This is a genomic window from Micromonospora sp. ATA51 (assembly GCF_016802855.1).
Lineage (GTDB): Bacteria > Actinomycetota > Actinomycetes > Mycobacteriales > Micromonosporaceae > Micromonospora > Micromonospora sicca.
In genome coordinates, this window is the sequence record NZ_JAEVHJ010000280.1 from 1 (window position 1) to 9,012 (window position 9,012).

At 75.4% G+C, this 9,012-nt stretch carries 9 protein-coding genes; 6 read left to right on the forward strand and 3 right to left on the reverse strand.

Annotation, left to right across the window (positions count from 1 at the left end; all coding sequences use genetic code 11):
- Window positions 1-37: 37 nt before the first annotated feature.
- Window positions 38-433 carry a WhiB family transcriptional regulator gene (locus JNW87_RS29810; protein ID WP_109801218.1) on the reverse strand — a complete coding sequence of 132 codons (396 nt, stop codon included), beginning with the start codon at window positions 431-433 and terminating at the stop codon, window positions 38-40.
- 210 nt (window positions 434-643) lie between these two features.
- Entirely contained in the window at window positions 644-1,354 is a 711-nt protein-coding gene (locus tag JNW87_RS29815) for an SOS response-associated peptidase (protein WP_109801219.1), read from the reverse strand.
- Window positions 1,355-1,456: 102 nt separating this feature from the next.
- Here JNW87_RS29815 and aroA point away from each other — a divergent pair, with 102 nt between their 5' ends.
- The 4 genes from aroA (at window position 1,457) to JNW87_RS29835 (ending at window position 5,654) form a co-directional block, all read left to right on the forward strand.
- Window positions 1,457-2,758 carry a 3-phosphoshikimate 1-carboxyvinyltransferase gene (gene aroA / locus JNW87_RS29820; protein ID WP_238454800.1) on the forward strand — a complete coding sequence of 434 codons (1,302 nt, stop codon included), beginning with the start codon at window positions 1,457-1,459 and terminating at the stop codon, window positions 2,756-2,758.
- 207 nt (window positions 2,759-2,965) lie between these two features.
- Window positions 2,966-3,889 (forward strand): ribosome small subunit-dependent GTPase A, encoded by a 924-nt coding sequence (gene rsgA / locus JNW87_RS29825; RefSeq protein WP_375373560.1) that lies wholly within the window; start codon window positions 2,966-2,968, stop codon window positions 3,887-3,889.
- Between the two features lie 28 nt (window positions 3,890-3,917).
- Window positions 3,918-4,727, forward strand: coding sequence for a histidinol-phosphatase (gene hisN, locus JNW87_RS29830; RefSeq protein WP_109801240.1), 810 nt, complete (start codon window positions 3,918-3,920; stop codon window positions 4,725-4,727).
- Window positions 4,728-4,787: 60 nt separating this feature from the next.
- Window positions 4,788-5,654 carry a hypothetical protein gene (locus tag JNW87_RS29835; protein ID WP_201749556.1) on the forward strand — a complete coding sequence of 289 codons (867 nt, stop codon included), beginning with the start codon at window positions 4,788-4,790 and terminating at the stop codon, window positions 5,652-5,654.
- Between the two features lie 37 nt (window positions 5,655-5,691).
- Here JNW87_RS29835 and JNW87_RS29840 read toward each other — a convergent pair whose 3' ends face one another.
- Window positions 5,692-6,930, reverse strand: coding sequence for a glycosyltransferase (locus JNW87_RS29840; protein ID WP_109801222.1), 1,239 nt, complete (start codon window positions 6,928-6,930; stop codon window positions 5,692-5,694).
- 187 nt (window positions 6,931-7,117) lie between these two features.
- On the opposite strand from JNW87_RS29840, the gene JNW87_RS29845 reads away from it, so the two are divergent.
- Both JNW87_RS29845 and JNW87_RS29850 read left to right on the forward strand, forming a co-directional pair.
- Window positions 7,118-8,116 carry an SDR family oxidoreductase gene (locus tag JNW87_RS29845; protein WP_109801223.1) on the forward strand — a complete coding sequence of 333 codons (999 nt, stop codon included), beginning with the start codon at window positions 7,118-7,120 and terminating at the stop codon, window positions 8,114-8,116.
- Window positions 8,116-8,901, forward strand: coding sequence for an ATP-binding protein (locus tag JNW87_RS29850; RefSeq protein ID WP_238454801.1), 786 nt, complete (start codon window positions 8,116-8,118; stop codon window positions 8,899-8,901). The genes JNW87_RS29845 and JNW87_RS29850 overlap by 1 nt, the downstream gene beginning before the upstream one ends.
- The last annotated feature ends 111 nt before the right edge of the window (window positions 8,902-9,012 follow it).

Genomic DNA, 9,012 nt, shown 5'->3' on the forward strand with positions numbered 1-9,012 from the left:
GTTGCGAGGCGGGCGGCGAGGGGCCTACCCGATCAGCTCAGCGACTGAGCGGCACCAGGGTGAGCAGGCGGTCCCGGACCGGCGGGCCGGCCTCGTCGACCGCGTCCGGATCCGGCTGCACCTCGCTGCGCCAGGCGACGAGCATCGCCCGGCGCTCGCGGGGCGTGGTGCCGCCCCAGACGCCGTGGCAGTCCCCCACCTCCAGCGCCCAGGCGAGGCAGGAGCCCTGGACGTCACAACTGCGGCAGAGCGTGACGGCCGCGTCGGCCGGCTCGTTGGGCGCCGGAAAGAAGGTTTCCGGGTCCACGCTCTGGCAGGTCCCTCTGGTCCGCCACGCCTCGTCCTGTCGCCGCTCGCGCAACGCCCGCAGCAGTCGCGGATCTCGTCGTGCGGCGGCCACCTCGTGCGGGCGGGGCATACGTGCCCGTGTCAAATCCACCCACCTCCCCCGTGGGACCGGCAAGATCACCAAGGATCGATGGGGGTCATCCGCCCCGTGCGAATCGACGCCCACCGCCGGCGCTGTGTTCTATCGCACTTGCGGACGCGGGGACAAGACTCTGCGGTAAAGATGGCTAAAAGACCGGGCGACGTTTCAGGCGCAACCCCGGCAAATCAGCACACGACAATGCGCCGACAGTGATCAGAACAGGGTCAATTCCGAGTCGGCCTCCTCGCGCGCGAGCGGGACCCGGACGGTCAGGCCGGGACCGTCGTTGCGGACGTCGCCGACCGCCGGGGAGACCGGGCGGATCTCCAACCCGGCGAGCCAGTCCGCCGGCGGCGGGACCAGCAGCGCGGCGGGTTCCTCGGTCGGGCCGAGCCAGGTCGCCCAGCGGTCCCGGGGCAGCAGCAACGGCATCCGGTCGTGCACCTCGGCCAGCTCGCCGACGGCCGCCGTGGTGAGCACGCTGAAGGTGAGCAGCGCGCTGCCCGCCGCCTCCCACACCGACCAGATGCCGGCGAAGGCGAGCACCGAGCCGTCCGCCGGCGTCATGTAGTAGGGCTGTGGGCGGCCGCCGGCCTCGCGGACCCACTCGTACCAGCCGTCGGCCGGGACCAGGCAGCGGCGGCGGGCGAAGGACGGGGCGTACGCCCGGCTGGTGGCGATCGTCTCGGCCCGGGCGTTGATCATGCGGGCCGCGCCGGTGGCGCTGCGGGACCAGTGCGGGACCAGGCCCCAGCGGCCCACCGAGAGCGTGCGGTGCCCCTCGGGCGCCAGCCGGACCAGCGGCACCGGATCGGTCGGGGCCACGTTGAAGTCCGGGCCGACCGCGCCGCCGGTCTCGTCGTACGACTCGAACAGCGCGCTCAGGTCGCCCGCGCTCCGGGTCGTCGCGTACCTCCCGCACATGGGGCACACGCTAACGCCCCGACGGCGTCCCGGCTGTCCCGCCAACCGGGAGTGGGCCCCACGGCCGGCTCCATGCGCTGCCGGACTTGGCAGAATGTAACCGTGGGGAATCCGACCGCGACCCGGCCGCCGCAGCCGTGGACCGCACCGACCGCCAGCGACCCGGTCGCCGCGACGCTGCGCCTGCCCGGTTCCAAGTCGATGACCGCGCGGGCCCTGGTGCTCAGCGCGCTGGCCGGCGGCCCGTCGACGCTGGGCGGGCCGCTGCGCGCCCGGGACACCGAGCTGATGGCCGGCGGCCTGCGCGCCCTGGGCGCGCACATGTCGATCTCCGACGACGACCGCTGGCTGGTCCGGCCGCACCGGCTGGTCGGCCCGGCGGACGTCGACGTCGGCCTGGCCGGCACGGTGATGCGCTTCCTCCCGCCGGTGGCCGGTCTGGCCGAGGGGCGGGTCACCTTCGACGGCGACCCGCAGGCCCGGGTCCGCCCGCTCGGCCCGCTGATCGGGGCGTTGCGCTCCCTCGGCGTACGCATCGACACGCCCGACACCGGCAGCCTGCCGCTGACGGTCCTCGGAGCCGGCCGGGTCGCTGGCGGCGAGGTCGTCATCGACGCCTCCGCCTCCAGCCAGCTCGTCTCCGGGCTGCTGCTGGCCGCCCCGCGGTTCGACCGGGGCGTGGTGGTCCGGCACGAGGGCCCGCCGGTTCCCTCCGCGCCGCACCTGCGGATGACCGTGCAGATGCTCCGCGCCGCCGGGGCGGCGGTCGACGACAGCGTGCCCGACGTCTGGACGGTCGAGCCGGGGCCGCTGAGCGGGCGCGGCTGGGAGATCGAGCCGGACCTCTCCGGCGCGGTGCCGTTCTTCGCCGCCGCGCTGGTCACCGGCGGTGAGGTGACCCTGCAGGGCTGGCCGCGCAGCAGCATGCAGCCGGTCGAGCAGCTCCGTGCGCTGCTGCACCGGATGGGCGGCGAGGTGACGCTGACCACCGGCGGGCTCACCGTGCGGGGCACCGGAGCCGTGCACGGCCTGGACGCCGACCTCTCCGACGTCAGCGAGCTGACCCCGGCGCTGACCGCGCTGGCCATGCTCGCCGACTCGCCGTCCCGGCTGACCGGCGTCGGGCACATCCGGGGCCACGAGACCGACCGGATCGCCGCGCTGGCCCGGGAGTTCACCGCGCTCGGCGCGGACATCACCGAGTCGGCCGACGGGCTGGAGATCCGCCCCCGCCCGCTGCGCGGCGGGACCTTCCGGACGTACGCCGACCACCGGATGGCGCACGCCGCCGCGGTGGCCGGGCTGGCCGTACCGGGCATCGAGGTGGACGACGTGGCGTGCACCTCCAAGACCATGCCCGAGTTTCCGGCGCTATGGTCAGGAATGGTGACCGGCAAGAGCTGACGCGACAGGGGGCAGGTCCTGGCGACCAAACGGCGCGAGTACGACGAGGACGACGTGCGGGTCCGGCCCGGGAAGTCGTCGCGCCCGCGTACGCGCACCCGCCCCCGGCACGCCGACGCGGTCGACGGTTTCGTGATCGCCGTGGACCGGGGCCGCTACACCTGCGTACGACCGGACGCCGGCCCGGACGACCCGACGATCACCGCGATGCGGGCCCGGGAGCTGGGCCGCAAGTCGGTGGTGGTCGGCGACCGGGTCGGGCTGGTCGGGGAAACGTCGGGGGCAGCCGGCGCGCTGGCCCGGATCGTCCGGATCGCCGAGCGCCGCTCGGTGCTGCGGCGCACCGCCGAGGACGACGCGACCACGGCCGAGGGCCGGCTGGAACGGGTCGTGGTGGCCAACGCCGACCAGTTGGTGATCGTCAGCGCGCTGGCCGACCCGCCGCCGCGCACCGGGTTCATCGACCGCTGCCTGGTGGCCGCGTACGACGCGGACATCGAGCCGCTGCTCTGCCTGACCAAGGCGGACCTGGCCGGCCCGGAGGCGGTGCTCGGCTACTACACCGAGCTGGAGCTGCCGTACGTGCTGATCCGGCCCGACTCGGACCTGGACGCCCTGCGCGCGCTGCTCGCCGGGCGCGTCTCGGTGCTGGTCGGGCACTCCGGGGTCGGCAAGTCGACGCTGGTCAACCGCCTCGTCCCGGAGGCCGAGCGGGCGGTCGGCACGGTCAGCGCGATCGGCCGCGGCCGGCACACCTCGACCAGCGCGGTGGCCCTGCGGCTGCCGCCCACGCCCGGCGCGAAGGGCGATCCCGGCTGGATCGTCGACACCCCCGGGGTACGCAGCTTCGGGCTGGCGCACGTCTCCGCGGAGAGCCTGCTGCACGGCTTCTCCGACCTGGTGGAGGCCACGGTCGACTGCCCGGCGAACTGCCAGCACACCGCCGAGGAGGCGCACTGCGCGCTGGACGCCTGGGTGGCCGCCGGCAAGGCCGACCCGCGCCGGCTGGCGTCGTACCGCCGGCTGCTGGCCTCCCGCAGCGGGGAGGGCGACCAGCGCGGGGAGGTCGACCACCGCGGGCCCGGCGAGGGTGACCAGCGCGGGCCGGACGCGCCGCCCGCCGGGTCCTGACCCGATGTCCGCCGCTACCGTTTCCGGCATGACCGGGTACGCCGCCGACCTCGCCCTCGCCCACCTGCTCGCCGACGCCGCCGACGCCATCTCCACGGCCCGGTTCCGCGCCCTCGACCTGCGGGTCGAGTCGAAGCCGGACCTGACCCCGGTCTCCGACGCGGACACCGCGGTCGAGCGGGAGATCCGCGCCCTGCTGGCCGAGCACCGGCCGGGTGACGGCCTGCTCGGCGAGGAGTACGGCGAGCAGCCGGCCGCCGGGCCCGACGGGCGGCGCTGGGTGGTCGACCCGATCGACGGCACCAAGAACTTCGTCCGCGGCGTGCCGGTCTGGGCCACCCTGATCGCCCTGCTGGAGTCCGACCGCCCGGTGCTCGGCCTGGTCTCCGCCCCGGCGCTGGGCCGGCGCTGGTGGGCCGCGACGGGCGCGGGCGCGTACGCCGGCCCGGACGCCGCCTCCGGCGCACCGATCCGGGTCTCGGGCGTCAAGGATCTCGCCGACGCGAGCTTCTGCTACTCGTCACTGACCGGCTGGGAGTCCGCCGGTCGCTTGGACGCGATCCTGCAGGTCATGCGGGACACCTGGCGCAGCCGGGCGTACGGCGACTTCTACGGCTACATGCTGCTGGCCGAGGGGGCGCTGGACGTGATGGTGGAGCCGGAGCTGTCGCTGTGGGACCTCGCCGCGCTGGCGCCGATCGTGACCGAGGCCGGCGGCACGGTCACCGACCGGGCCGGTCGACCGGCGCCGGCCGGCGGGGAGAACAGCGCGATCGCCACCAACGGCCTCCTCCACGCCGACATCCTGGAGCGGCTGGGAGAGCCAGCCGCGCGCTGACCGACCGGTTGCCTCTATCCTCGCCAGGTGGTGTCCTCCGGTTGGTGCTTCCTCGCGGCCATGATCGTCGCGTACGGCTTCGCCAATCTGCTCCAGTCCGTCGCCGCGGCGCGGACCACCGTGCACCACACCTTCGACCCGGGGCTGCTGCTGCGGCTGGCCAGCCACCGGACGTACCTGGTCGGGCTGATCTGTCAGGTCACCGGTTTCGTGCTGGCCTTCCTGGCCCGCCGGGACCTGCCGCTCTTCCTGGTCCAGGCCAGCGTGGCGGCCGGGCTCGGGGTGACCGCGATACTCGGGGTGCTGGTGCTGAAATGGCGGCTGCCGGCCGCCGAGGTGGCGCTGCTGGCGCTCCTCTTCGGCGGGATCACCGCACTGGTGCTGGCCGCCCAGCCGGCCCCCTCCCGGCAGCTCGGCACTGCCGGTCTGATCGGCCTGACCGTGGCGCTCGGGGTGATCGCCGTGGCCGGCTTCTTCGCGGCCCGGCTGCACGGGGCGCCCGGCTCGGTGGCGCTCGGCTCGCTGGCCGGGATGGCGTTCTCCGCCGCCGCGGTGGCCGCCCGCCCGCTGGCCTCGGCGGACTCCGCCGAGGCGTTCGTCCGGGACCCGCTGCTCTACCTGCTGATCGCCCACTCGGTGGTGGGCCAACTGCTCCTCGGCCTGGCGATGCAGCGGGGCTCCACCACCGCGGCGGTGGCCGCGATGGACGCCGCCGGGGCGGTGCCCGCGGCGATCATCGGCCTGCTGCTGCTCAACGACCGGATCTGGCCGGGCCGGGAGTGGCTGGCCGGGGTCGGTTTCCTGATCACGCTGGCGTCGGTGGTCGGCCTCACCCGGTACGCCGAACCGCAGCACCACCACGCGGTCGCCCGCGAGCGGGAGCGCCCGATGATCGGCGCCGGGGCCGCCGCCCGTCCCCGCCGCTGACCGAACACGCCGCCGGAGGCGGCCCGCCGTACCGGCATCAGGCCGCCTCGACGGGCTTCTCGACCGGTTTCTCGGCGGGCTTCTCGACCGGCTTGCGCCGCCCGATGACCCGCTCGTAGAGCCGCTCCAGGGCGCCGGCCGTCCGCTCCCAGGTGTAGCTGCAGCGGACCCGGTCGACCGCCGCGTGCCCGTACGCGAACCGCCCGGCGTTGTCGGCCAGCAGCCGGCGCAGGGTGACCCCGAGCGCGCGGACGTCCCCCGGCGGCACCAGCTTGCCGGTCACCTCGTCCACCACCGCGTCGGCGATCCCGCCCATCGCGTAGCCGACCACCGGCACCCCGCAGGCCATCGCCTCCAGCGACACCCGCCCGGCGGACGAGTAGTGCGGCGTGCAGGCGACCACGTCGGCCGAGCGGTACCAGGTGGCCATCTGGTCGTGCGGCACCGCGCCGACCAGCTTCACCTGGTCGGCCACCCCGGTGCGTTCGGCCAGCTCCCGCAGCCGCCGCGCCTCGGCGTGGTCGGCCAACTGCTCCGCGGGCGGCCCGCCGGCGATCACCAGCTCGGCGTCGCCGACCAGCCGCATCGCCCGGACCAGGTCCTCCTGGCCGTGCCCGGGCGACAGCCCGCCGACGGAGAGGATGCGGGCCCGCTGGTCCCGGGGCGCCGCCTCGCCGTCGGGGTGGAACTGCCCGGTGTCGACGCCGGTCGGCACCATCGCCACCGAGGTGCGTTGCAGTCCCATCCGGGTCAGCTCGTCGACCTCGTCGTTGCACTGCGCGACCGCGATGTCCACCGCCCGGGTCAGCGCCCGCTCCAGCGGGATCCGCTCCCCCGGCCCGTCGTACTGCCCGCCGAGGTGGCGCAGCTGCTCGACGCCGAGCGAGTGGAAGGTCTGCACGACCGGGATGTCGGTCTCCCGCACCCCGTGGGCGGCGGCCAGGCCACCGACCCAGTAGTGCCCGTGCACCACGTCCGGGGTCCAGTCGCCGGACCACCGCTCGGCCAGCCAGCGGCCGTACTCGGCCACGTGCGGGACCAGTGCGGCGGTGGGCAGCGGGATGGGCGGGCCGACCGGCACGCGTTCCAGCCGGTAGCCGTCCACCTCGACGCGCTCCGGCTGCCCCGCGGAGTCGCGGCGCTCGTAGACCCGTACGTCGTGGCCCCGGTCGGCGAGCTCGGCGGCGACCCGGGCGATGTGCTGGTGCGTGCCGACGGTCGGACCGTCGACCTGCCTGGACGGGCCGGCGTGCGCGCACACAAGGCCGACGCGCATGGTGCACCTCCATGCGTTCTAGCGAGCGGTGGGTCCTCCCGGTCAGAGGGTCCCATTAACCCGGCGCTGGTGAGCCGAAACCTGGCAGATCGGGACCGGACCGGCGGAGCGAACTCGGCCGGGCGCGACCGGGATCCGGGGCGCCCGGATCCGCATGACCCACCCGGACCGGGGGTACCGGCGAAGAATGCCTCTCACCCGCAACCTCGACGACGCCACGGTCGTCATCACCGGCGCCTCCAGCGGCATCGGCGCGGAGACCGCGTACGCGCTGGCCCGTCGCGGTGCCGACGTGGTGCTCGCGGCCCGCAGCGAGGAGGCCCTCCAGCGGGTCGCCGCGCGCTGCCGGGAACTGGGTGGGCGGGTCCTGGTCGTACCGACCGACGTGACCGACCCGGAGGCGGTGGAGCGGCTCGCCGCCCGCGCGGCGGCGGAGTTCGGCCGGATCGACGGCTGGGTCAACAACGCCGCGGTCAGCGCGGTGGGCCTCTTCGACGAGATCCCGGTGGCGGAGTTCCGGCGGGTGGTGGCGGTGAACCTGCTCGGCACGGCGTACGGGACCAAGGCGGCGCTGCCCTGGCTGGGGGCGGCCGGCGGCGGGGTCGTCGTCAACAACGCCTCGGTGCTGGCCGAGGTGGCGATGCCCTACCAGTCCGCGTACAACGCGACCAAGCACGGCATCCGCGGGCTGGCCGACACCGTGCGGCAGGAGCTGCGGGTGACCGGTCGGGGCAACATCTCCATCTGCACGGTGCTGCCGGCCACCATCGACACCCCGTTCTTCCGGCACGCCGCGAACCACAGCGGCCACGAGCTGGCCCCACCACCGCCGGTGTACCCGCCGGAGGTGGTCGCCGAGACGATCGTGCGGCTGCTGCGCCGGCCGCGCCGGGAGGCGTACGCGGGCGGCGCCGCGCGGCTGCTCGGCCTGCAGTGGCGGCTGGCGCCGGCGCTGGCCGAGCGGGCGCTCGGCTGGTACACCCACCGGACCCAGTTCGGGCCGGGCGTCCGGCTGGACAGCACCGGCAACGTCTTCCGGGCCGACGCCGAGGCGGAGCGCTTCGGTGGCTGGCACGGCCGGCGGCGGCAGCTGGTCCGGGTGACCGCCGCCTTCGGGTTGGCGGCGGCCGGCACCGCCGTCGGCACGATGGCGGCGATCAACCGCCGGGCCCGGACGGACCGCTGATGAACCGCATCGACCGGTCGGATGCGCGGCCCGGACCCGGCATGCACAATGGGACGATCATGCCGACGGACGTGCGCTGCCTGGTGGAGACGGACGAATCGTCTGCGGTAGTCAGGCTGACCGGCGTGCTGGACCTGGCCGCCGTCGACGCCGTCCGGGACGCGTTGCTGGCCCGGCTCTGGGCCCGGCCCGGCCCGGTGATCGCCGATCTCACCCGGCTGCGGGTGGCCGAGCCCGCCGCCCGCGCCGTCCTCGACGAGGTGCGCCGCGTGGTGGCCGACTGGCCCGCCGCCGACCTGCTGGTGCTGGATCCGGCGGCCGCGCGGGAGGGGGCGCCGGTCCGGGCGACCCTGGACGAGGCGCAGGAGGAGTTGGCCGGGGCGCCGCTGGCCGCGGTGCTGAACGCCGACCTGCTGCCGACCGTCGGCGCGGCCCGGGAGGCCCGGGCGCTGGTGACCGACGGCTGCGACCGGTGGGGCGTGCCGGAGCTGGCGGAGCCGGCGTGCATCGCGGTGACCGAGATGGTCAACAACGTGGTGGCCCACGCGGGCACCCCGATGACCGTCCGGGTGGCCCCGCGGGACAGCTCGCTGCACCTGGCCGTCCGGGACCACTCCTCCCGGCTGCCCGCGTACGCCGGCCTGGCCCCGCTGAACTCGGCCGGAGGCCGGGGCCTGCTGCTGATCGACACGGTCGCCCGGCGCTGGGGCAGCACGCCGTTGCCGGACGGCAAGGTCGTCTGGTGCGTGCTGCATCCCGAGGACGAGGTGGCCCACCGGAGCTGACCGGGGGCGCGGCCGGCGCTGGGGCAGCACGCCGTTGCCGGACGGCAAGGTCGTCTGGTGCGTGCTGCATCCCGAGGACGAGGTGGCCCACCGGAGCTGACCGGGGGCGCG

Excerpts from the sequence above, each read along its gene's own strand:
- hisN (WP_109801240.1), top strand. The coding sequence starts at position 3,918 with ATGACCGGGTACGCCGCCGACCTCGCCCTCGCCCACCTGCTCGCCGAC.
- JNW87_RS29840 (WP_109801222.1), bottom strand. The coding sequence starts at position 6,930 with ATGCGCGTCGGCCTTGTGTGCGCGCACGCCGGCCCGTCCAGGCAGGTC.
- JNW87_RS29850 (WP_238454801.1), top strand. The coding sequence starts at position 8,116 with ATGAACCGCATCGACCGGTCGGATGCGCGGCCCGGACCCGGCATGCAC.
- JNW87_RS29815 (WP_109801219.1), bottom strand. The coding sequence starts at position 1,354 with ATGTGCGGGAGGTACGCGACGACCCGGAGCGCGGGCGACCTGAGCGCG.
- rsgA (WP_375373560.1), top strand. The coding sequence starts at position 2,966 with ATGCGGGCCCGGGAGCTGGGCCGCAAGTCGGTGGTGGTCGGCGACCGG.
- JNW87_RS29835 (WP_201749556.1), top strand. The coding sequence starts at position 4,788 with ATGATCGTCGCGTACGGCTTCGCCAATCTGCTCCAGTCCGTCGCCGCG.
- JNW87_RS29845 (WP_109801223.1), top strand. The coding sequence starts at position 7,118 with ATGCCTCTCACCCGCAACCTCGACGACGCCACGGTCGTCATCACCGGC.